22 protein-coding genes and 2 pseudogenes are annotated in these 21,565 nt (G+C 69.6%); 10 read left to right on the top strand and 14 right to left on the bottom strand.

Going from position 1 to position 21,565, the window contains the following annotated elements; all coding sequences use genetic code 11:
- Positions 1-29 precede the first annotated feature (29 nt).
- Positions 30-2,585 (top strand): DEAD/DEAH box helicase, encoded by a 2,556-nt coding sequence (gene sftH, locus IE096_RS26515; RefSeq protein WP_189455897.1) that lies wholly within the window; start codon positions 30-32, stop codon positions 2,583-2,585.
- A gap of 74 nt (positions 2,586-2,659) precedes the next feature.
- Here sftH and IE096_RS26520 read toward each other — a convergent pair whose 3' ends face one another.
- The 6 genes and pseudogenes from IE096_RS26520 to IE096_RS26545 form a co-directional block, all read right to left on the bottom strand.
- Positions 2,660-3,016, bottom strand: a complete 357-nt coding sequence (locus IE096_RS26520) for an Rv3654c family TadE-like protein (RefSeq protein WP_189455899.1) — start codon at positions 3,014-3,016, stop codon at positions 2,660-2,662.
- The gene (locus IE096_RS26525; RefSeq protein ID WP_189455901.1) at positions 2,994-3,362 is read right to left on the bottom strand and encodes a TadE family type IV pilus minor pilin; all 369 of its coding nucleotides are present in this window, start codon (positions 3,360-3,362) and stop codon (positions 2,994-2,996) included. The genes IE096_RS26520 and IE096_RS26525 overlap by 23 nt, the downstream gene beginning before the upstream one ends.
- Entirely contained in the window at positions 3,349-3,564 is a 216-nt protein-coding gene (locus IE096_RS26530; protein WP_373298207.1) for a DUF4244 domain-containing protein, read from the bottom strand. Before IE096_RS26530 ends, IE096_RS26525 begins: the two co-directional genes overlap by 14 nt.
- 132 nt (positions 3,565-3,696) lie before the next feature.
- Complete coding sequence (locus IE096_RS26535) at positions 3,697-4,281, bottom strand: type II secretion system F family protein (RefSeq protein WP_308430380.1); 585 nt, start codon at positions 4,279-4,281, stop codon at positions 3,697-3,699.
- A 239-nt stretch (positions 4,282-4,520) separates the two neighbouring features.
- On the bottom strand, positions 4,521-5,474 hold the full coding sequence (locus IE096_RS26540; protein ID WP_189455903.1) for a type II secretion system F family protein: 954 nt from the start codon (positions 5,472-5,474) through the stop codon (positions 4,521-4,523).
- Positions 5,471-5,908, bottom strand: a pseudogene (locus IE096_RS26545) (ATPase, T2SS/T4P/T4SS family); the annotation flags it as partial. The gene IE096_RS26540 and the pseudogene IE096_RS26545, both read right to left, overlap by 4 nt.
- Positions 5,909-6,295: 387 nt before the next feature.
- Here IE096_RS26545 and IE096_RS32190 point away from each other — a divergent pair.
- Positions 6,296-6,982, top strand: a pseudogene (locus IE096_RS32190) (serine/threonine-protein kinase); the annotation flags it as partial.
- 12 nt (positions 6,983-6,994) lie between these two features.
- Here the strand turns inward: IE096_RS32190 and IE096_RS31640 are convergent.
- A complete protein-coding gene (locus IE096_RS31640) occupies positions 6,995-7,294 on the bottom strand; it encodes a hypothetical protein (RefSeq protein WP_229820631.1) in 300 nt (99 codons plus the stop codon).
- Between IE096_RS31640 and IE096_RS32195 the strand changes: the two genes are divergently transcribed.
- Positions 7,187-8,479 (top strand): tetratricopeptide repeat protein, encoded by a 1,293-nt coding sequence (locus IE096_RS32195; protein WP_373298211.1) that lies wholly within the window; start codon positions 7,187-7,189, stop codon positions 8,477-8,479. The genes IE096_RS31640 and IE096_RS32195 overlap by 108 nt on opposite strands.
- On the opposite strand, the gene IE096_RS26555 is transcribed toward IE096_RS32195, so the two are convergent.
- The 3 genes from IE096_RS26555 to IE096_RS26565 form a co-directional block, all read right to left on the bottom strand.
- Complete coding sequence (locus IE096_RS26555; protein ID WP_189455907.1) at positions 8,435-8,716, bottom strand: hypothetical protein; 282 nt, start codon at positions 8,714-8,716, stop codon at positions 8,435-8,437. The genes IE096_RS32195 and IE096_RS26555 overlap by 45 nt on opposite strands.
- A 270-nt stretch (positions 8,717-8,986) precedes the next feature.
- The gene (locus IE096_RS26560; protein ID WP_189455909.1) at positions 8,987-9,205 is read right to left on the bottom strand and encodes a DUF397 domain-containing protein; all 219 of its coding nucleotides are present in this window, start codon (positions 9,203-9,205) and stop codon (positions 8,987-8,989) included.
- Positions 9,202-10,077 (bottom strand): helix-turn-helix domain-containing protein, encoded by an 876-nt coding sequence (locus IE096_RS26565; protein WP_189455910.1) that lies wholly within the window; start codon positions 10,075-10,077, stop codon positions 9,202-9,204. Before IE096_RS26565 ends, IE096_RS26560 begins: the two co-directional genes overlap by 4 nt.
- Positions 10,078-10,277: 200 nt before the next feature.
- On the opposite strand from IE096_RS26565, the gene IE096_RS26570 reads away from it, so the two are divergent.
- The 7 genes from IE096_RS26570 to IE096_RS26600 all read left to right on the top strand — a co-directional run bounded on the left by IE096_RS26570 (position 10,278) and on the right by IE096_RS26600 (position 15,076).
- On the top strand, positions 10,278-10,751 hold the full coding sequence (locus tag IE096_RS26570; RefSeq protein ID WP_189455911.1) for an ATP-binding protein: 474 nt from the start codon (positions 10,278-10,280) through the stop codon (positions 10,749-10,751).
- Positions 10,744-11,073, top strand: coding sequence for a hypothetical protein (locus IE096_RS26575; protein ID WP_189455913.1), 330 nt, complete (start codon positions 10,744-10,746; stop codon positions 11,071-11,073). The genes IE096_RS26570 and IE096_RS26575 overlap by 8 nt, the downstream gene beginning before the upstream one ends.
- 145 nt (positions 11,074-11,218) lie before the next feature.
- On the top strand, positions 11,219-11,398 hold the full coding sequence (locus IE096_RS26580; RefSeq protein ID WP_189455915.1) for a lasso RiPP family leader peptide-containing protein: 180 nt from the start codon (positions 11,219-11,221) through the stop codon (positions 11,396-11,398).
- Positions 11,395-13,215 carry an asparagine synthase-related protein gene (locus IE096_RS26585; protein ID WP_189455916.1) on the top strand — a complete coding sequence of 607 codons (1,821 nt, stop codon included), beginning with the start codon at positions 11,395-11,397 and terminating at the stop codon, positions 13,213-13,215. The genes IE096_RS26580 and IE096_RS26585 overlap by 4 nt, the downstream gene beginning before the upstream one ends.
- Positions 13,216-13,236: 21 nt before the next feature.
- Entirely contained in the window at positions 13,237-13,494 is a 258-nt protein-coding gene (locus tag IE096_RS26590; RefSeq protein WP_189455918.1) for a PqqD family peptide modification chaperone, read from the top strand.
- Positions 13,491-13,928, top strand: a complete 438-nt coding sequence (locus IE096_RS26595; RefSeq protein WP_189455920.1) for a lasso peptide biosynthesis B2 protein — start codon at positions 13,491-13,493, stop codon at positions 13,926-13,928. The genes IE096_RS26590 and IE096_RS26595 overlap by 4 nt, the downstream gene beginning before the upstream one ends.
- Complete coding sequence (locus IE096_RS26600) at positions 13,925-15,076, top strand: protein-L-isoaspartate O-methyltransferase family protein (protein WP_189455922.1); 1,152 nt, start codon at positions 13,925-13,927, stop codon at positions 15,074-15,076. Before IE096_RS26595 ends, IE096_RS26600 begins: the two co-directional genes overlap by 4 nt.
- Positions 15,077-15,267: 191 nt before the next feature.
- Here the strand turns inward: IE096_RS26600 and IE096_RS26605 are convergent, their stop codons facing one another.
- From IE096_RS26605 to IE096_RS26620, 4 genes are read right to left on the bottom strand one after another with little or no spacing between them, the layout of a single operon-like run.
- Complete coding sequence (locus tag IE096_RS26605) at positions 15,268-15,666, bottom strand: hypothetical protein (protein ID WP_189455924.1); 399 nt, start codon at positions 15,664-15,666, stop codon at positions 15,268-15,270.
- Positions 15,666-18,038, bottom strand: a complete 2,373-nt coding sequence (locus IE096_RS26610; protein WP_189455926.1) for a hypothetical protein — start codon at positions 18,036-18,038, stop codon at positions 15,666-15,668. The genes IE096_RS26605 and IE096_RS26610 overlap by 1 nt, the downstream gene beginning before the upstream one ends.
- Entirely contained in the window at positions 18,035-20,011 is a 1,977-nt protein-coding gene (locus IE096_RS26615) for a hypothetical protein (RefSeq protein WP_189455927.1), read from the bottom strand. Before IE096_RS26615 ends, IE096_RS26610 begins: the two co-directional genes overlap by 4 nt.
- Positions 20,011-21,468, bottom strand: a complete 1,458-nt coding sequence (locus IE096_RS26620; RefSeq protein ID WP_229820632.1) for a site-specific integrase — start codon at positions 21,466-21,468, stop codon at positions 20,011-20,013. The genes IE096_RS26615 and IE096_RS26620 overlap by 1 nt, the downstream gene beginning before the upstream one ends.
- Between the last annotated feature and the right edge of the window lie 97 nt (positions 21,469-21,565).

Genomic DNA, 21,565 nt, shown 5'->3' on the forward strand with positions numbered 1-21,565 from the left:
CGGTCGCCCCCCATGGATCGGCAGCCGCGATGGCATTCAATCACTTACCGGCAGGCGCGCACGACGCCTTGGCGCCATTGTCCGTCAAGCCGGTGACACACTCGGTGTCGATGGCCAACGATCAACTCCCGCCGGAGGCGGGCGTGCACCCCGCTCCCCGGACAGTCCTCGACCGACTCGCCGCCGGGCCGGGCCGGGCCGCACGCATCACTCATACGGAGCACTTGCCCCCTCGTCCCGGACGTCATGCCCCCTGGCCGGAGAAGATCCGGCCGGAAGTGATCGACGCCATCCGGGCCGCCGGAATCGAACGCCCCTGGGCCCATCAGGCGCGCGTCGCCGAGCACGCGCTGCGCGGCGAGTCGGCCGTGGTGGCCACCGGCACCGCCTCGGGCAAGTCCCTCGCCTACCTCGCCCCCGTCCTCAGCGCCCTGCTGGACGGCTCCGAGGCCCCCAACGGGCGAGGCGCGACCGCCCTCTACCTCGCCCCCACCAAGGCCCTCGCCGCCGACCAGCGCCGCGCCGTACGCGCCCTCGCCGAACCCCTGGGCAAGGGCGTCCGGCCCGCCGTATACGACGGCGACACCCCCTTCGAGGAACGCGAGTGGGTGCGCCAGTACGCCAATTACGCGCTGACCAACCCGGACATGCTCCACCGCTCGATCCTGCCCGCCCACCCCCGATGGGCCTCCTTCCTGCGCGCCCTGCGCTATGTCGTCATCGACGAGTGCCACGCCTACCGGGGCGTCTTCGGCTCCCACGTCGCCCAGGTGCTCCGCCGGCTGCGCCGCCTGTGCGCCCGCTACGGCTCCGACCCCGTCTTCCTCCTCGCCTCCGCCACGGCCTCCGAGCCCGGCACCGCCGCGAGCCGACTCACCGGCCTGCCCGTCGCGGAGGTCACCGAGGACGGCTCCCCGCGCGGCGAACTGGTCTTCGCCCTCTGGGAGCCCCCGCTCACCGAGCTCCACGGCGAGCGCGGCGCCCCCGTCCGCCGCACCGCCACCGCCGAGACCGCCGACCTCCTCACCGACCTCACCGTCCAGGGCGTGCGCACCGTCGCCTTCGTCCGCTCCCGGCGCGGCGCCGAACTGGTCGCCCTCATCGCCCAGGAGCGGCTGGCCGCCGTCGACCGTTCCCTCCCTTCCCGCGTCGCCGCCTACCGCGGCGGCTACCTCCCCGAGGAGCGCCGCGCCCTCGAGCACTCCCTCCACACCGGCGAACTGCTCGGCCTCGCCGCCACCTCCGCCCTGGAACTGGGCGTCGACGTCGCCGGCCTCGACGCCGTCCTCCTCTCCGGCTACCCCGGCACCCGCGCCTCCCTCTGGCAGCAGGCCGGCCGCGCCGGCCGCACCCGGCGGGGCGCGCTCGCCGTCCTGATCGCCCGCGACGACCCGCTGGACACCTATCTCGTCCACCACCCCGAGGCCCTCTTCCAGCAGCCCGTGGAATCCACCGTCCTCGACCCGGACAACCCCTACGTCCTCGCGCCCCACCTGTGCGCGGCCGCCGAGGAGCTGCCCCTCACCGAGCCCGACCTGTCGCTCTTCGGGCCTGAGGCCATGGTCGTGATCTCCCAGCTGGAGGCCCGCAAGCTGCTCCGCCGCCGGGGCACCGCCTGGCACTGGACCCGCCGCGAGCGCGCCGCCGACCTCACCGACATCCGGGGCGGGGGCGGCCGCCCCGTCCAGATCGTCGAGGAGGGCACGGGACGGCTGCTGGGCACCGTCGACCGGTCCGCCGCCTACACCACCGTCCACGAAGGCGCCGTCCACCTCCACCAGGGCCGCAGCTACCTCGTGCGCCACCTCGACATGGAGGACTCCGTCGCCCTGGTCGAACAGGCCGACCCGCCCTACTCCACGACGGCCCGCGACACCACGACCGTCTCCATCCTGGAGACCACCACCGAGGTCCCCTGGGGGGACGCGCGGCTGTGCTTCGGCTCCGTCGAGGTCACCAACCAGGTCGTCTCCTTCCTCCGTCGCAGACTCATCACCGGCGAGGTCATGGGCGAGACCAAACTCGACCTGCCGCCCCGCACCCTGCGCACCCGCGCCGTGTGGTGGACCGTCACCGAGGACCAGCTCGACGACGCCCGGGTCTCCCCCGAGGCCCTCGGCGGCGCCCTCCACGCCGCCGAACACGCTTCCATCGGCATGCTCCCTCTCTTCGCCACGTGCGACCGCTGGGACATCGGGGGCGTCTCCGTCCCCCTCCACCCCGACACCCTCCTGCCGACCGTCTTCGTCTACGACGGCCACCCCGGCGGCGCCGGCTTCGCCGAGCGCGCCTTCCACACCGCCGCCCGCTGGCTCGGCGCCACCCGCGAGGCGATCGCCGCCTGCGAGTGCGCCACCGGCTGCCCGTCCTGCATCCAGTCCCCCAAATGCGGCAACGGCAACGACCCCCTGGACAAGAAAGCCGCCATCCGCCTCCTCACCCGCCTCCTCTCCGCCGCCCCGACCGACCCGGACGGCCAGGACGACCCGGATGGCCCAGACGGTCGGGACAGCCAGGACGGCCTGCAGGACCCGCGCGATCCGACCGGCCCGCACGGCCCGAGCGATCCGGCGGACACGGGCTGAGCCGCGGAGCGGACTGAGCGGCGGAGCGGGTCGTTCGCCGCGTCCGGGCTGCGGGCGTCACGGCCGGCGATGCCTCACGGGGCGTACGCCGCCTCCGGCGGCCCCGCGCGGGCCCGTACCCTCAGCGCGTACGGGCCGGCCCGTGCCTCCGCCGCCACCTCCGCGAACTCGCCCTCCACCCCGCAGCGCACCACCCTCGCGCCCTGGGCCGAGGCGACCTTCCGGGCGAGGCCGCACGCCACGGCCTCCCCCTGGAGGGCGTGGTCGGCGGCGGCGAGCGCCGCCAGATCCGCCGCGCCGCCCGCTCGATGACGGGCCATCACCACCTGCCCCATGGCCAGCAGCGCCGCGAAGATGACGCAGGACGCCATCGCGACGGCCGCCACCCACACCGAGGCCAGACCCGCGTCATCCCACCGTCTCCTCCGCAAGGGCCACCGCCTCCCCACTCAGCCGTACCGCCAGCGGCCCCGGCCCGGCGGCCCTGGCCTCGACCCGCACCCGGACCAGATCGCCCTCCCGTGTCAGCCCGATGCGGGCCCCGGGCGGAGCAGCGGACCGGGCCGCGGCGACGGCCGCCGGAGGCGGATCCTGCCGGGCCGCCGCCCGCGCCCCCGCCCGGGCCGCGTCCACGCACTGGATCTGCGCGGACGCGGCCATCAACCCCCAGAGCAGGGCCAGGGCGAAGAGCATGAGCACCGGCAGCGCGACCGCGGCCTCGGCCGTCACATAGCCGCCATCGGAGCGTGCTCCGGACGTCCCGTCAGAACGTCGCATGGAGCGCCTTCACGATCAGTTGCTGAAGGGCCGCGCTGACGGGCCCGCTGGTGACCACCTTGTACAGAACAGCCGCCAGCGCACACGCCGCGAGCGTGCCCACCGCGTACTCCGCCGTCGTCATCCCGGCCTCACCGGCACCCGTCACCCGGGCCCGGCGCGCCGCCCACCACGACGTGACCTTCATCGCCGCCACTGCCATGACCGATTCCCCCATCTCCTGTAATGCTGATGTGTGATGCGCGTGTGATGTGTGATGTGTGTGATGCATGCGGTGCACGGCCTCATCCGTCGCACCGTCACTTTCGTTTTCCACTCCTGCGACGGGCCTCGTTCAGCTCCCGCGCATGAGCCCCTCGGCCAGCCCGACCACGACCGGCACCACCCCGACCGTCAGGAACGCGGGCAGGAAGCAGAGCCCCAGCGGTGCCGTCGCCTGGACCCCCGCGCGTCGGGCCCTCATCGCCGCCGTGCGCCCCTGGGCCGCGCGCAGCCGTGCCGCCAGCCGTGCCATGGGCTCCACCGCCGGAACTCCGGTGGCCTGGGCCCGTTCCAGGCAGCCTGCCAGCGGGGCGGCCCCGGGCAGGCCGCCCAGCCGCCCCCAGGCGGTGCCCGGATCACCGCCGAGCCGTACTTCCGCCGCCGCTTGGGCCAGCCGGGCCCCGACCGGGCCGCCCAGCGAGCCCCCGACCGCCTCGGCGGCCTCCCTGGGCCCGGCACCGGCGGCCAGACACGCGGCCAGCAGATCGGCCGCCAAGGGCAACTGCCGTCCCACTTCCTCGGCCCGCACCTCTCCCTCGGCGCCCTCGGCCTTCCGCCGCCATCGCCAGACGCCCCAGGCCGCGGCGGCTCCCGCCACGCACCCGGTGACGCCCGCGACCAGCCAGACGAGAACAAGCCCGGCGATCCCCACCGCCACGGCCGCTCGCCCATCCAGGCCACGCACCGCGCGCCGCGCCCGTCTTGGCGGCCTTCCCTCGCTTCCTGCCGTCTCACCTCCCGCCATCTCGACTCCCGCGCGGCCATGGCTCCCGAGCAGGGAGACCAGCCGGCCGCGCGTTGAGCGTCTTCCACGCGCACCGCTCCCCAGCGCCGCCACGCACACCGTCGCGATCGCGGCCAGCGCCACCGCCCACAGGCTGTGGACAACACCCCCGTTCACCTCTCCCGCTCCCTCCCGTTCGTCCCGTTCGTCTTCCCCGGCCCTTCCGCGACCCGGACGATCCGCCGGGTCCACGCGATCCCCGCGCCCTCCAGCAGTCCGCCGAGGACCAGGCACCCGAGCCCGGTCGGGGTGTGCAGCAACACCCGCAGCGGCTCGGCCCCCAGCGCGGCCCCCATCAGCAACGCGAGGACGGGAAGCAGCGCCAGCATCACGGCGGTGGACCGGGTGCCCGCCAACTGCGCGCGCAGGTCCTCCCGCTGGTCCCGCTCGGCGCCCAGAGCCGCCGCGACCCGTTCCAGGCCCGCGGCCAGACCGGCACCGCCGTCGACCGCGACCCGCCAGCAGGCGGCCACCCCCTGGAGCCCCTCGGCGCCCGGCCGGCGCCCCGCCTTGCGCAGCGCGTCCGGTACGTCCCCGCCGAACCTGGCCGCCGCCGGCACGGCGGGCCATCCCGGGCCCAGCCCCACGTCCCTCAGCCCGGACACCGCCGCACCGGGCTGACGCCCCGCCCTGAGCTCGCCCGCGACGGTGCCGCACATGTCGATCACGGCGGACTCCCGGAGCTCCCGCTCACGCTGCCGCTCCCGTGCCGCCAGCCACCGCCGTACAAGCGGCACGGCCAGCGCGCCCGCGATCAACGGCAGCACCGACTTGCCCAGCGCCGCCACCGCGCCGCCGACCGGCAGGCAGAGCAACTCGCGTCTCCCCCGCGCCGCCCGCCGCAAGCGCCCGGCCCACTCGCCGATCCGGCCGGGCACGGCGGAGCCCTGCCCACGACCGGCCGGCCCACCTCCGGCCGTCCCGCCTCCGGCCAGCAGCAGCCGGGCCCGCCGCACACCCGGCCCAGGCCGGGCCCGCAGCGCGGCGACGGCGCAGAGCGACAGGACGAAGAGCACCAGCGCGGCGCATCCGGAGGAAACCTGCGCCCCGGACGGCCACCCGCTCATGGCGCACTCCCGGCGCGCCCGCACAGCCCGGCCAGCCGGTCCCAGCCCCGCGCCCGCTCGAAGCCGTCCTCGCCCCACACCGCCGCCGGTACGGTCGTCACCAGACCGGCGGAATCCCGTTCGAGCACATGGACTTCCGCGACCCTTCTGCGGCCGCCGTGGTCGCGGACCATATGGATCACCACCGACAGGGCGGCCGCGAGCTGGCTGTGCAGCGCCGCCCGGTCCAGCCCGGCTGTCGAGCCCAACGCCTCCAACCGGGCGGGTACATCGCTGGCGGCGTTGGCGTGGACCGTGCCACAGCCTCCTTCGTGTCCCGTATTGAGAGCGGCCAGAAGGTCGGTGACCTCGGGGCCGCGCACCTCGCCGACGACCAGCCGGTCCGGGCGCATCCGTAGCGCCTGGCGCACCAGATCCCGCAAGGTGACGAGGCCGGTGTTAGGAACAGTTCGGCTGTCTCAGTGGCTGCACTGTCTCAGCTGGACACCACCACAGAGCGCATGCACGTCTCCTGATCCAGCAGCCAACCGTCTCAGCTGGTTTGTCAGTTCTTTACGAACTGGCCGGAGAATCCTCGCCGACCTCGACCACTGAGCATCCCCGTCAAGTGACAGGCTTCCGAGCTCTCGTGGGGTCAGCTTGGAGCTCTGACTTCTGGCGGTGGAGCCCTGGGAAGACCACTCGACACTCAGTATCATTGAGTAATCACGATGCCACTGCGAGTGATCATGGCGTCGGCGCGTCACGAACAGGGGGGAAGCATGCGGGGGACCATGCTCGCGGAACGCTATCGGCTGGAGGGACCGCTGGGGTCCGGAGGCATGGGCGAGGTATGGCAAGCACACGACTGCCTGTTGAGCAGGTCCGTTGCGGTAAAACTCCTGCGTCATTCTGTTAGCAGCGATCAGTTGATGTCTCGGTTTGAACGAGAGGCGCGCCTCGCCGCACAACTATCGAGTCACGCACACATCGTTTCTGTCTATGACTACGGGTACTACCACGGCCCCGATTACAACCGTCTGCCATTCATTGTTATGGAGCTGGTCAACGGAGACCCGCTATGTCGGTACGTAATCCAAGCGCCAAGGTTGCCCATACTTGAGGTCGCAGACTGGTGCGCTCAAGTTTCGGATGCCCTCTCAGCTGCCCATGCTGCTGGAATTATCCACAGGGACATCAAGCCCGGAAATATAGTTGCGACACGTACGCATTCCGGGGAAACCGTTATCAAAGTACTCGACTTTGGAATTGCCACCTATGCCCACCCTGACCGGACCCGCATTACGGACCCTGGCCATATAATCGGCTCACCTGCTTACATGGCACCCGAGCAGGCCAAGGGAAATGGAGTCCCCGACGAAAGGACGGACTTGTATGCTCTAGGTTGCGTACTTTACGCATTGCTCACAGGACGGCCTCCCTTTGATCACCGCGATCCAACGGCACTGCTTTGGGCTCATCGCCATGAAATCCCCACCGCACCCAGCCATTACCGAGAGGACGTTCCCCCACTCTTGGAGTCATTCACGCTCCGTTTGCTCGCCAAGGATCCCGACAAACGACCACAGCAAGCGATTGAAGTCCGAGACTTCTTTCAAGGAATGCGGACGTCGCAACTCGGAGCGCTCTCTGGTAACGCTGCGGCACTGGCCAGGCGTGCGGAACAGGCGGCCGCTTGCGCCAGCGAAGGGGATCATCTCGAGGCTGCACGCTTGTACGGTGAGGTTGCCGAGAGCCGTGCCCGGGTTTTGGGGGCAGATCACCCCGACACTTTGACAAGTCGCTTCTTTCAGGCCGACTCCCTTGATGACGCCGGCCAACACGCCGAGGCAGCGCGCCTATTCGCTGCGGTAGCCAAGGATGCGGCCTGGGTTTTCGGAACTGACCACCCTGACACTCTTCGCAGTCGGCTATCCCACGCCTACTCGCTGGGTGCGACCGGGGAATACGCTGAGGCGGCGCGCTTGGCTAAACACCTTATCACCGACTACCGCCGAGTATTGGGTCCTGAGCACCCTGACACCCTGAATTGCCGAGTCGTGCACTTTGCCTGCCTTGACGACGCCGGGCATCACGCAGAGGCTGCGAGTCTAGGTGCTGAGACGGTTGCCGATTTCACCAGGACACTGGGAGAGGACCATCCCTTGACCCTGAGCTGCCGCAATGCTCATGCGTGCTGCGTGGCCCAAGCGGGTGAGCATCTTGAGGCTGCGCGCTTGTATGGTGAGATTGCTGAGAGCCGTGCGCGGGTTTTGGGGGCAGACCATCCCGATACTTTGAGCAGTCGCTTTTCTCAGGCTGACTCCCTGGATGATGCTGGTGAACACGCTGCGGCGGCAGTCCTAATTTGCGATGTAGTCGATGCCCGATCTCGGATACTTGGCGTAGACCATCCCGATACCCTTGAGGCTAAATTCCTGCACGCCTACTGCCTTGGGCAGTCAGGTGACTGGGATAAGGCTGCGAATACAACAGCCGAGGTGGCCAAAGATCGTATTCGCCTCCTGGGTGCGGACCACCCGCTCACCCTCATTACTCGAAGCCACCATGCACTGTGCCTGAACCATGCAGGTGAACACGTGAAAGCTGCGAAGATATACGCAGAGGTGGCAAAGGCTTACCGCCTGATGCAGGGGGGCGACGCCCCGGACACCTTCGAGGCGCGCATAAATCAAGTGGACTGCCTTATTGATGCCGAAAAAGGCACTGAAGCCTCCCGCTTGTGCTGCAGTCTCGAAGATGACTGCCGCCGAACTTTTGGCCCCGATCACCCCACGACATTGAAGGTGCGGTTTCTTCAAGGAATTTGCCTGGGGATCTCTCTCGAGCTCACAAAGGCGAAACGACATCTGACAGAGGTGGCTGACGACTACACCCGAGCACTTGGGCCTGACCACCCCGACAGCATAACTGCACGGGAAGCTGCCGAATATGCTAGTTCACATACCATGCTTGACGTTTCACTTGTCGCTTTTAGTAAGCTCTTCGGGCGGCCAGGAACTTAGCCAGGCGGCACAACTTTTTGGGGTGTCGCTAGCAATGTCGTCATAGTCGATGTACAGAGGGATGTCCGACCATGATTCGCAGCATTTATCTGCGTGGTCGAGTTCGCGCTGCACTCGGTCGAGGTGGCTTTGCAGGTGCTTGCGGATGTCGAGCGCGAGCTGGCCTTCCATGACCCTACGGAGGGTCTCATCAGCAAATCTGGGTGGGGCGACGGCGGCGTTTGGGTCGATGATCACCGCCGGAAGGTACACAGTGCCACTGACAGCCTGGTGTCACCCCTGCATAGTCCCCGGGATCAAAAGGTCCCCCCGCATACTTCCGCTCCGCAAGGCAAGCCGAGGTGAGGCCAAGGAAGGCGAGGCGGGTGGTTTTCCTGAAACGTACCGGGACTCTTATTAAGGGAAAACGCCCAGCCACGGCGTTTCCTTAGAGATGACGCGCAGTCAGGCAGCAGCACCCCGCTCCTTTCCGTGAGGCCGGGAACGGGGCTGATTCTGAGGATGAAGCTACAGCTCTCCGCTCACCGTTCCGGAACGGAATGCATTCCACTCTTCGGCAGTGAAGCGGAGAGGCTCGAGGCGGGTGTTCTTGGAGTCGCGGACAGCGATTCCGCCGGGGAGGTCGGTGACTTCTACACAGTTGCCTTCGCCTGCGCTGGCGGAGGACTTGCGCCAGATAGCGGCGGAGAGGTCGTGCGCGTACAGCTCCGCCTTGGGTCCGTTCACTTTGGGCTGCCTTCTTCGATGCGTTTGATCAGTGCCAACGAGTCGTCCACCGGCAGGGCGGCGGCGACGATCCGTTCGAAGGCGCCGGCGAAGACGCGGACGTCCTCGCTGCCCTCGACGTAGGAGTTGCCCCGGAGGTTCTCCACGAGGACGACGTCCGGCATGGGGCCGGGGAAGTTGACCACGGTGAAGCCTCCGGCGACGCCTGGGTGCGGGGTGGCGCCCAGGGGCATGATCTGGAGGGTGACGTTGGGCAGCTCGGCCACGTCGAGCAGGCGGCGGAGTTGTTCGCGCATGGTGGCCGGGCGGACGGCGAACCGCTGGTGCAGGACCGCTTCGGAGATCACGGCCCACACGTTCAGGGGCCCGGTGCCGTCAGGGCGGGAGAGGACGGCTTGGCGGGCCATGCGGACCTCGGCGAGGGCGGCGACTTCTTCCGGGGTGCGGGTGACGGCGGAGGCCGCGATCATCTCGCGGGCGTACGCGGCGCTTTGCAGCAGGCCGGGCACGAGGGTCGGCGACCACTCGCAGACGCGCTCGGCGTCGGACTCGAGCGAGAGGTAGTCCGCGTAGGCGGGGGCGACTACACCGCTGTAGGTCTGCCACCAGCCCTTCTTGCTGGCGTCGCGGGCCAGGTTCTCCAGCGCGGTGAACACCTCGGGGTTCGTCACACCGTACGCCTTGAGCAGGTCGGTGACCTCGGCCGGGCGGATGCCGGCGGCCGCGTTCTCGACCTTCGACATCTTCGGCGCCTTCCAGCCCACGGCCGCGGCCGCACCATCCAAGGTCAGCCCGGCGTCGTTGCGGAGCTTGCGCAGGGCTGAGCCGAGTCGGCGGCGCCGGATCGTCGGTACCACGGGGCTGTTGGGCATATTCGCAGTGTTTCACCACCGCCGGGAGAGCGGGAGCCCCTTCTTCAGATCATCCGAACGAGTTAGGTGGAAAGCTTGCGACCTGTGGGCGGTTGGGTCCATCCTCTTCGGAAAGGCCGCCCGGGTCTGTCAACTAGCTTTCACCGGCGGGCACTTGCGTCGATCTTGCGTGGGCGGAAGCCTGTGCGGATGGAGGGGCCATGGTCACCATGGCGGACGAGAGGGCACCGGCGATCCCGGGCTTTTACCTCACCGAGAGGCCCGGCGGATTCGCGGTCCACATGCACTCCTCCGCCGAGCACTTACGCCGCGTCCGGCGCATGACGGGCCAGGTGCTGTGCAAGGCCGGAGTCACCGACGAGGTCACCGAGAACGCTCAGCTGGTGACCAGCGAGCTGATCGGCAACGCCGTGGCCTGCTGCGGGCCCTTCGTGCCCCTGGTCGTCGAAGTCCTCGCGGAGGTGGTCGCGGTCTCGGTGAAGGTCCACGACCCCGACGGCGAGCACCTGCCCGACCGGGCTGCGGCCGCCCCGCTGGACGACCCGACGGCGGAGTCCGGCCGGGGGCTGCCCCTGCTCGACCTGCTCGCCCCGGGCTGGCACACCGTCATCACGCCGGTCGGCAAGCAGATCCGCTGCCGCGTGCCCTATAGAAGAGGTGGAGTCCGTGCCTGAGCAGGACGCCGACGAGCTACCGTTCGACGTGCGCTTCGACGCCGACTCGGGCGAGGTCGTAGTGATGATCACCTACGGGAACCCGCCCCGGCAGACGATGCGCCGCAAGACGTACGCCTCGCAGGAGGCCCTGGCCGTCGCGATCGCCGAGCACAACCACGAAGCGTTCCTCCAGGCCCGGCTAGCCAACGTGCTGGCCTCCGCCGCGATCAATCACCTCGGAACGGACCCCGGGCGGCTCCAGAGGGCCGTCCGCGCACTGTCCGACCCGACGAACACGGTGCCGGTCGGCTCGATCCTGCGAGGCGAGCGGCAGCCGTGACCCCAAGCTCCTGCCCCGCCGGTGACATCCCTCTGGGGGCCCGGCCGGGCAGGTCGCACCACCCTGCACCATCCGCCAGGCCAGCCGGCCGGGCGGTCACCGCGGCCGGACAACGACGTCCGGCACCGGCAGAAGGGAAGTGCCCATGAGCAAGGTGACCAGCGGCGAGACGGAGACGGGCTCGCCCGCATACGAGGCGCCGAAGGTGATGGCGGTGGGCTCGTTCGCCGCCGACACCCTCGGGGACGTCAGCGTCGGCCAGAGCGACGACTCCGACGCGGGCCAGTACTACGCGCCCCTGTTCGCCCCGACCAGCCGCTCGTGACCGAGGCGGCCGGTACGTTCAGGCCGCCGTGGTTCTGTGTTCTGCCCGATGACGACGCCGCCGGGCCTCTGGCCCGGCGGCTCGCCCGGCAGGACGCGGCCCGCACCCTCCAGCACAGCTCGGGACGCCCGTGGCTGATCGCGTTCGGGTGGGGGAAGAGGCTGCGAACGGTCGCGGCCGGTCCGCTGAAGGCGGTGCTGATCGGGTCCTGCCCAGTCAGCACCGCCCGGCTGCGGGTCCTGGCCGACAGGGCGGCCCAGACCGGCGATGAGGAGGAGCTGGCCGCGCTGCCGGGCAGCTACTACCTGGTCACCTCCCGCAGGGGCGTCCGTAGCGCACGTGGGGACGTTGCGGGCCTGAACCGGCTGTACTACGCGAGCGTGGACGGCGTGCGGATGATCTCCAGCAGCCCCCGGCATCTGGCCCACGAGGTGGGCAAGGGAGTGGACGAACGCTGGGTGGCCTTGCGGCTGTTCGCCCCGCACGCGCCCGCCCCGCTGCTGTTCAGCCGCAGCCCGTACGAGGGCGTCACGCCGGTGCCTCCGGGCCACCAAGCAACCCTGACCACGACCGGCGGACTGGCCGTCACCCGCTACTGGACTCCGCCCACGGCCGCCCTCCCGCTGGAGATGGCGACGGAACGGCTGCGGGACGTACTGGCCAAGGCCGTCGCCAGCCGGACGGCATCGCCACCGGTGGCCAGCGTGCAGTTGTCCGGCGGACTGGACTCGGCGGCGCTGGCGGCCCTGGCCGCGCGGGCCCGCCCGGCGTCCACCACGGTTCTCATCACGGTGGGCTCGCGGGCGGCGGACAACCCCGACGAGCGGTGGGCCCGCCGCACGGCAGCCCTGCTGGACGGCGTGGACCACCTGGTCCTCGACCCCGGCACCTACCCACGGATCTTCCAGGGCTTGGAAACCTCGCAGTTCGCGCTGGACGAGCCCGCCTCGTTCGCCGCCTCGGCGGCCCGCTTCCGCCACACCCTGCGGGTGCTGGCCGAGCACGGCAGCGGGGCCCACCTCAACGGCCAGGGCGGCGACGAGACCCTCCTCGCCCCCTTGTCCTACCTGCCCCAGGCCGCCGGCCGCAGCCCGTACCGCGCGTGGTGGCACCTGCGCGGCCACGCAGCCCTCAACCGCACCAGCAGCCTGAGCCTCGCGCGGGCCGCCGCCACAGCCGGTACCTACCGGCAGTGGCTTATCCGGGCCGCCGACCGGCTCACCCTCCCGGCCAGCCCGGCCGCCGCCCTGGCCGGGTGGGAGGCCCCTCCCCGCCTCCCACCCTGGACCGTGCCCGAGGTCGTCCGCGACCTGCGGCACGAGCTGCTGGCCGTCGCGGAGACGGCCGAGCCGGTCTCGGACGACATCGCGACGCACGGGACGGTGATGCGGATCCGCTCGGTCGCCCGCCGCGCGAGCCTGTACCGGGACGCGATGGAAGCGGCCGGAGTCCCCGGCCACTTCCCCTACCTGGACCGGGCGGTCATCGAGACGGCCCTGGTGACGTTGCCGGAGGAGCGGACCGACCCGTGGGCGCCCAAGCCCCTGCTGACAGCGGCCGTCGCCCCGCTGGCCCCACCGGGCCTACTCGAGAGGCGGGACAAGGGCCACTACAACCACGAGATCCACACCGGCCTCGCCGCCCACCACCGTGAGCTCACCGAGCTCTTCACCGGCTCGGCCCTGGGCAAGGCCGGGCTGATCGACGAAGGGGCCCTCCGCCAGGCCCTGGCCGAGGCCGCCACCCGCCGCATCCCGCCCGCGTTCATCACCGAGACGGTCGCCGTGGAGCTGTGGCTTCGCAGTGCCCGCCCCTGACCCGCCAGGAGGCCGATCGCCATGCCCTTCCGCCTCGCCCGTGGCGTCGAGCGAATCGACGCCGACGGCTCGCCGATGCTCTTCAACACCCGCACCGGCGGCTACTTCGCCCTCAACGACTCCGCAGCCACCGCCTTGGACGCGCTCGTCGGACACGGCGAACAGGAGGCCGCCACCGCCCTCGTCGACACCTACGGCATCACCACGGACCGGGCGGCGGCCGACATCCGCGACCTGACCGCCACCCTGACCGGCCACCGGCTGCTGGAGTCGCGATGAGCACGGTCATCGCCCTGCCCGAACGCGTCCACCTCACCCGCACAGAGCAGGCCGCCGGACACCTCGCCGTCACCGCCGCCCATCTGATCGCCGCCGCCCTCGGCTCCCGCCCAGCCCGGCTCAAGCATCTGCTGGCCGTGATCGCCCGCCGGGCCGCCCCCGCCACCGCCGAGCAGGCCGCGCGGGCGAGGGACGTGGTGACGACGGTCAGCCCCCGCTGCGGCAGCGGCTACGGCTGCCTGCCCCGCTCCATAGCCACCGCCCTGCTCTGCCGCCTCGCCGGCACCTGGCCCACCTGGAAGAGCGGCGTGCGCTTCCCGCCCCTGACCTCCCACGCCTGGGTCGAAGCCGACGGCGAGCCCGTCGGCGAAGACCCGCACTTCATCGCCACGTTCACCACGACCCTGACCGTCGAACCCGAAGGAGCCTCGTGACCGACCAAACCACCAGCCCGTCCCTGACCGCCCGCATGGCCACCTACGCCGCCGCCCTGCGCGAGCGCGGAGCGATCCGCACCAGCACGGTCGAGCGGGCCTTCGCCACCGTCCCCCGGCACCTGTTCCTGCCCGGCGGCTACTACACCAGCGGCCGCTTCGTCCCCGTCCCCGCCGACCCCGGCGACGACCTGCTCGACCGCATCTACTCCGACACTGCCCTGATGACCCACGTCCCCACGAGCGACGACGCGGCCGGACGCTACAGCTCCACCTCACAGCCCCGCGTCATCGCCGCCATGCTCGAAGCACTCCAACTGGCCCCTGGGATGAAGATCTTGGAGATCGGCGCCGGCACGGGCTACAACGCGTCCCTGATCGCCGCCATCACCGGTGCCGAGGTCGTCACCATTGACGTCTCCGAGGTCATCGTCACCGAGGTGGCCAAGGCCACCGAGCGGGCCGGGGAGAAGAACGTCACCGCCCTGACCGCTGACGGCTACCTCGGCCACCCCGCCAAGGGCCCCTACGACCGGATCGTGGTCACCTGCGGCGTCACCGGCATCTCCCCGCACTGGCTCGACCAGCTCGCCGACGACGGGCAGATCGTCGTCCCCGTCGCCCACGGCGGCTTCCACCCCACCCTCGCCGTCACCCGCGACGGCACCCGCCTGATCGGCCGTGGGGTGGTGTCGAGCGACTTCATGTCCGCTGCGGGACCCCTCTACGCGTGGCCCGACGGGCAGACCTCGGCCCTGACCGAACCGCTTCCGCCGCAGCCGCTGATCACGTGGGAGAACGTCGGCCCCGTCCTGGACGGCGACGCCTACTACGACCTGTGGTTCCACCTCGGCACCCGCACCGGCCGCACCACCCGCGCCTACATCGACGGCCTTGACCCCGCCCAGGGCATGGCCTGCCTCCACGAGCCAGGCCGCGGGACCGCCTGGATCCAGCGGACCGGCCACCTGCACCACGTCGGCGACCAGGCCGTTGCCGACGACCTGAAGGCCCTGGTGCACAGCTGGGTGGAACAGGGCCAGCCGGGCATCGCTGACCACTACGCGATCCTCGAACGCGCCAGCGACAACGAGACGGTCTTCTACCCGGTCGAGTGGCATCTGCGCGAGGACTACCAGCAGCACTAACCGACACGGCGAGAGGGGGTACCGGCCTGGGCCGGTGCCCCCTCTCGCACGCCTGGAGCCAGTCTCCCGTTACGAGGTGCCTGGCTCGCCTCAATGATCACACCCCGGCAACCGCACAGACAGCACGGCCCGTTGCCATACCCCGCCGCCATGATGAGCACAAGGACGACTGCGGCAGCGTTCGGTCACGGTCACTGACTGTCGGGCAGTACGGCCAGCCGTCGGCTGTTGCCCAGCTTCTTCTTGAGCGCGATGTTCTCGTGGTAGAGGTTCGCGGTCACGGTGGCGAGGGCGTCGAGCTTGCCCTGGACTTCAGTGACCTGGGCCTTCGCCTCCCGTAGCTGCTTGCGGAGGTCGGCGATGGTCTCGTCCCGGGTGACCTCGCCGGGGGTGCGGAGGACGGGCCGGGCGACCTTGCCGTCCCACTCGGCCAGGATGTCCTCGGCTCGGTGGACGGTCGCGTGGCTGACCTTCGCTTCGCGGGCGAGGTTCTCCTTGGTCAGGGCCCCGTCGGTGTGGAGGGGCTCGCCGGCCAGGAGCCGGGCCATGGCCTCGCGTAGTTTCGACGCGGTCGCGGCGGATACCGGCATCAGTGGTCAGCCTCCAGGGTGGCGAACTGTGCGGTGATCGACCGCACCTCGGCGAGCCGCAGCTCGAGGGACTCCCGCCGTGGCGGGGAGAGCCGTTCCCGGCTCAGGGTGTCCTGAAGGTCTCCCTCCTCGGCAATCCAGTAGGGGGCGTTCTTCAAGGTCAGGACCGAGTTGCGGCACTTGCCGGGCTGGCAGGCACCGAGCAACGGCTGCTGGCCGCGTTGCTCTGGAGGCAGCTGGTTTTGGCACTCGGCGGTGGATGCCTGCCACAGACAATGGTTGATCGTTCCGAAGTGCAGTTGGGCGAACTCGTCTCGCAGCAGGCTGACCTGCATCCGTTCGTCCGCGACCTGGGCTTGCAGGACCGGGTCGTTGTCCATCGTCGTGATGACCTTGTCCAAGCCGGCATGCAGCCGGGCGGCGCCGGGACCGACAGCGACCGGCTCGCCCTGTCGGCGAGCCTTGAGGAGCTCGACGAGCTTGCGGGCGGCGGCCAGCTCGAGCTGGTTGTCGAACTCCTTGGCCCAGTGCGCGTCCATCTTGCCGTAGCCAGCGGTGACCCGGTTGGCCAGAGCCCGGCGGGCGGCATGCTTGAGCTGGATCCCCAGCGCGATCTCCCCATCGGGCTGCTGGCCAGTGATGATCGCCATGGTCTTGCGGAACATGTGCGGCCTCACCAGCCCTGCGGGGATCGACTCCAGCCCGGTCCGGTCCACGGTGTTGTTGATGTTCTCGATGAAGAAGTCGATATCCCGGAACGCGTCGAAACCTGCCCTGCCGCGTGTCCCTTCCGGCAGGAACCCGCTGGGCGGGGCCAGGGTGGCGAAGATGTGGCTGTCGTGCCAGGAAAGCCGCTCGGCCACCGCCACGGCCTGAGCGACCGGCTCAATGATCCACCACTTCAGGCGGGGCCGGGACTCGTCGTGCTTGACCTTCCGCGAGGCGATCGCGGGGGAGCCGAAAAACTCGACCACGGAGTCCCGTTCGATCTCCTGCAGTTCACTGTCGCGCATCAGTGTCAGTGCCGCGATGAAGATGTAGCAGGCCGCTCTGACCATCCGCAGAGCCTGCTCGAGATCTCCGTCCTCGATGTAGTCGGTGCGGTCCTCGGTGATCGCCTCACGCACCCACTGCTGGCGCCGCCGGCTGCGGGCGGTGCCGCTGGTGAAGATGTTCGCCCTGGCCACCGAACCGAACATGCGGCTTTCCAGAGTCAGCCAGACCGGTTCACCGGCCGGCCCGTGGGTGCTGGTCTCCCGGCGGACCGGGATGCGGTTAGCCGGGTCGGCCAGCCATTGCTGCACCTGTTCGTCGAGGTCGTCGGGCCGCCGGTTGCGGCGGCGTGCGGGCCGGGCGATCTCGCCCAGTGCAGCCCGGCCCTCCATGGCTGTGATGGGACGCACCCGGCCGGCGTCGACCAGCCGCTGCACCATCGTTCGACGCATCTCGTGGCGGTCAGAGACCCGGCCGGCCTTGAACATGCCGCTGCTGGCCCCATCGGTCAGCCACAGGCTCAGTGTCGACCACATCACGGTGCCCGCCTGGTAGCCGCGGTAGTCCCTGGCATGGACGGGCACGAGCGAAGCGGGGTCCTGCACCCAGGCCGCGAGTTTCGCGTCCAGGTCCCGCGTGCGGTTGTTCTGGCGCCGCGACCCGGCCGCGGCCGTGACAGCTGCGGCATGCTGATCCCGGCGTTCGAGGATCTGCGGGGCCATCTCATCGATGTAGAACCAGGCAGCCCGTAGCAGCGGCCACCAGATGGCCGGGGGGATAGAAGGAGTCGACAGGTCCCTTGTGGAGGTCTTCTCGGCGACCTCCGTCGCGGATCTGCCCGGCCAGGGATCCTCGAGCAGGCCGCCGCCAGTCAGAAGCGGAGCGAAATCCAGAAGACGGCGGATGATGACGATGTCGTTGGCCAGGGTCGACGGTCCGGACGTCAGCGCGTGATAGTCGAGGTAGTCCTGCCAGTCCTCTGCTGCCCAGGCGGCCAGATCGTGCGGCATCTGGTGCCTGACCGCCCATTTAGCGATGAGGCGCATCTTGTCGCAGGTCTCCTTGACCGAGGACAGGCCCCAGTTCTCGGCCTGGAAGAACAAACCGGCGTCCCGGAGAATCTTGTGGCTGGAGTTGAGCATCCCGAAGGCGACCTCACGTGTCCGCAGGTTCCAGATCGGATCCGTGGGGAACGACGCCTGCCAGGCGCTCTTCACCCGGTTCGCCGGCCGGCGTAAGCAGTCGCCGGGCCAGTTCCGGGTCTGGCCGAAGAGCGGGATCACGACCCCGGGGATGAGGTTCCGGCGCCCGCCGAAGACGGGTGTGTTGTCGGGGATGGCCTGTGAGGCCAGGGCCTGGACGGCGGCAGCGGTCGTCATCGGTCGTACTCCGTTCGCATTCCCAGCGGCAGGTCGAGGCGGAACTTGCCTTCCTCGATCTGCCGGCGGGCTTCGGGAAGCTGTTCCGCGCACTCGGCGAATACTTCTTTCAGGGCGGCTGCCTGAACGCCCCAGGTGGCCTTCCAGACCGGCGGAGGCAGCACCTTGCGCATGTGTGCGATGTGATCGTCGAGCATCAGCAGCCGGGGCAGCTGGGAAGTGAACACCACCGCGTTGGGGCAGATCATGCACATCGCCGGCGCGACATGGCAGAGCTTGCCCTTGGGGGTGTGCGGGGAATTACGGGGATCGCGGCAGTTGACGACTCCCATGTCGAGTTCGCCCTGTTGCAGGGCCGCCCCCTGATCGACAGAGATCCCCATCTCGGCCGCCGCCTCCGGCTCCGTCAGCAGGGCCTCGGCGTCCTCGGTGACCAGCACGGGCTTGCCCGGCTTGATCTTGTTGAAGACCACGCGCTGGGCCCGGTTGACGGCCCGGCCCGCCAGAACGTGCGCGGTCGTTCCGTGCGCGTAGTGGCCCCGGAAGACCTCGATGTGGTGATCGTCGCCGGCAAGGTCGCTCAGGCTGCCGCCCAGTGCGGCGACCCGGGTGGTCTTCGAAGTCTTCCGCAGCCGCCGGATGTCGTGCGGCAGGGAAATCTTCATCGGCTCGCCCTCCAGGTCCGGATGGGTGGAGATCCAGTCGGTGAAGCGGCGCCCGGACATCCTGAACATGGCCCGCCCCGCCTGCATGCGGCGTCGGTAGTCGGTGGATTCGACTGCCGTGAACAGCCACGGTTCGGTCTCGAACGCCTCCCGGGTCATGGTGTTCACCGCGATCAGGCGCCGCAGCAGTCCCGGGACGTCCCAGTTGCCGGTGCCCGGGTAGGCGGACTCACCGGGCATCTCGCCCTCGGCCAGTGGCCGGTCACTCTCCCGCGGCCCGTCGTTGTGGTGCAGGTGCGGGCGGACCCGCTGGGCTCGCAGTTTGGTCTGCAGCACCCGCACCCCCTCGTCGCTGAACTCCAGGTCGCCCAGGGCAAGGTCGTGGACTTCTTCGGAGGTGGCGTCGCCCATGGCCAGCAGGAGCAGGACGCGAAAGGGCTGCAAGTCGAGCTCGTGGGGGAAGAGCAGTCCGCCGACCGTGGTCATCACGCCGTACTTGCCAGGGAAGCGGGCCATGTAGAGCGGATCGGACAACAGTGCCTTCAGCGGGGCGGGCCACCACTTGATGTGCGCCGGAAAATGCTCCTGCAGGGCAGGCATATCCAGGGCCCCGTGCCGGGCAGCCCAGACCAGGTTGGGCAGCGACCGCCAGCCCCCGATCCGCGGGTCCTGGCCCTCCTCCAGCAGAGCCCTGCCGACGGAGAGCCGCTTCTCCAGGGCCCGGATATCGGCTTGGGCCGCGTCCCGCAGGGCCAGACGCTCGTGATTGGCGAACTCGTCCAACGGCTCGGTCGAGCCGCCCTTGAACGTCGGCGGCCCCTCCGCTCGCCGCCGTAGCCGCTCGGGCACCTTCGCGTCCCGGACAGCCCGGTGGTGCACAAGGATCAGCAATGCCCCAGCCAGCACGTTCGGCCGGTTCGACGTCGGCTTGAAGCGGGGCAGGAGGTCTTCCTCCCACTGGTAGATGACCTCGGTGAGGTCGATGGGCCCGCCGTCGAGGCGGGCCTCGCCCGGGTCGAGGCCGACTGCTGGCAGATGCGTGTCGACAAACTGAAGAAAGCTGCGGATCGCGGACACATACGCACTGCTCGAGGTCAGGCCCGCCTTGTGGTGATAGTCCAGCCAGGCATCGGCCAGCTGTCCCGCCAGCAGCGAGCACCGGAAATCCGCCGGGTCGATCCGGTGGACCCTCCGCTGGTGCCGGTAGACGTAGACGAGTTCACGGACCGCGATCCGTCCGAGCGGGGTCGGCGGCTTGGCAGCGGCAGTGGGGCGGGGCCGGCTCTTACGTTCTCCTCGGCGCGGCATCAGGCAGCCCTCCCCGGCGCCAGGCGGGCCGCGTAGTCGGCGTAGGTGGTGTCCTGGGCATTCCAGTCGGCGATCGCCTTGGCGACCAGCAGGTTCGTCTTGCGGATGTAGCGCAGGTAACGCATGGTCGACGCCGGCTGGCGATGGCCGAGCAAACGCTGCACCGTCAGCTGCGGCGACTTGCTGATGTGGTCGGCAAGGTAGGCGGTGTGCCCGCCCAGGCGCCGAAGTTCCGCCTCTTGTTCGGCGACCAGCTCGGTCAGCAGCTGGAGCATGAAGATCGCGAACGTGTGGCGTAGATCGTGGATCTTGAATACAGGTGGCACTACGTCCTTGACCTGGCACTCCTCGCTGATCCGCAGGGCCCGCTGGTGAGCGTCCTCGAAGATTTGCTCCCAGCGCTGGTGGGAGAGCATGAGCCCGCCGCGGCCGACGAACAGGGCCATCGGCTCCAGCCCCCGGTCCCCTTCGATCACGGCGATCCGACGTGTGGCCGCATCCATGTGCTTGATCACGAAAGTCCGGCGGCGGCCGTGCAGGACCCCACTGAGCTTGCCCTGACGGGAGTTGATGTCGTCGACGACGAATAACTCGCCCCGGCGACGGTGGAGCGTGCGGGACGCAGCGTGCACGACCTTCGCCCGTTCCGTGCGGCGATAGAAGTCGATTTCCCTCAAAGTGGCGTGCTGGATCTCCACCGTGCGGGGCAGCTTGTATTTGGCGGTCTTCTCCAGGTCCACCAGTCCCGCCGAGCCGTCCCGGCGCGGCGGACCAACCTCGACGTCGAGGAGCGTGCTGAACTCCCGCAGCCGCATCCCGGTCGTCACCGCCAGCTCCGCCGCAGCGCTGTTGCGCAACGGCGCCGCACCCCGGAACGACCGATCCACTCGCTCGTCCGGCAGCAGGCCACGCAGGCCGACCTGCTTCAAGAACCGCCACTGCGAGTAGGTCAGATGCCGGACATCGAGATCGTTGACCACGGACACGGACAGCACGTCCTTGCCGTTCTTGCGCCGGTTATATGGGCGCCGGTCCAGCAGTCTCACGTCGTCGACTGCCCAGTCGTAGAAGTTGTGGATCGCGGCCCGCCGGCGCATCCACGTCGCCGCCGACACCGGCTCGTCCCTGTGCTCCATGAGCCAGTCCCGGTAGGCGACGAGCTCATCCTCCGTTGCGGACAGCAGATCCGTCGGGGGATCAAGCGCCCCGAGGAAGTCGACCAAGTCCATCAGGTCGTACGCGTAATCCTGGAGCGAACCCGCATCCAGGCGCTTAGCTAACTCGAAGAAGCAAGAGGTCAACGGCTCCAGCGGCCGCATGTCCGACCCCAGGAAGAACGGCGTGCCCTCCTTGAGCGCCCCCGGACGGGTCACGTACTCGACCCAGTCCAGATCCACACCCTCCAGAGCCACCGCGTGCCGCCGCACCTTGGCGTGCGACACGAAGAAGTACTCCACGAAGCCCCCAACCCCTGAGACAACAACGATCACTTGAACCTAACAGCGGTCTCCGGCACGTCGCTGAGACATCGAGACATCCATGAACTCTTGTCCT

The organism is Streptomyces abikoensis, from assembly GCF_014648775.1.
GTDB lineage: Bacteria > Actinomycetota > Actinomycetes > Streptomycetales > Streptomycetaceae > Streptomyces > Streptomyces abikoensis.